Source organism: Rhodococcus sp. T7, assembly GCF_009872365.1.
Classification (GTDB): domain Bacteria; phylum Actinomycetota; class Actinomycetes; order Mycobacteriales; family Mycobacteriaceae; genus Rhodococcus_F.
In genome coordinates this window covers 51,602-51,990 of sequence record NZ_WXYH01000389.1, presented here as the reverse complement: position 1 = coordinate 51,990, position 389 = coordinate 51,602, and the positions used below count along the sequence as shown (strand labels likewise).

Here is a 389-nt window from a genome sequence, read left to right as displayed (position 1 = left end):
TGCCCCGCGGCCGCGCGATCGTCCGCTCGTCCGGGAACCGGGCCACCCTCGTCAAGACCGTGCCCTGGTGGGAGGGCGCCTACGCCGACCAGGTGCGGGCATCGATCGAACGCCACGATCCCGAAGCGGACAAGACCCTGGCCGACGCGGTGACCCTCACCGACGACTCCGAACCGAGAGAGGCGCAACCGGTATGACCAGCGTTGACGAGTTCGACCTGCCCGATCCGCCCGATGAGGACCTCGCACCACCCGAGGATTCGTGGGTGCCGCCGCTCGATGGTCTCGTGCCCCCACCCGAGTCGGCGAATCCCCCGGCCGGCGGGAACGGTGCAGGCGAAGCCCTCGCAGTGTCCGATGAACTGAGCGCCCGGATCGAGAAGGTCACCG

2 pseudogenes are annotated in these 389 nt (G+C 69.9%); both read left to right on the top strand.

Annotated features, from left to right (window positions below):
- Window positions 1-197, top strand: a pseudogene (locus MLGJGCBP_RS44175) (conjugal transfer protein); the annotation flags it as partial.
- Window positions 194-389 (top strand): annotated as a pseudogene (locus MLGJGCBP_RS50950) (DUF4913 domain-containing protein); the annotation flags it as partial. The pseudogenes MLGJGCBP_RS44175 and MLGJGCBP_RS50950, both read left to right, overlap by 4 nt.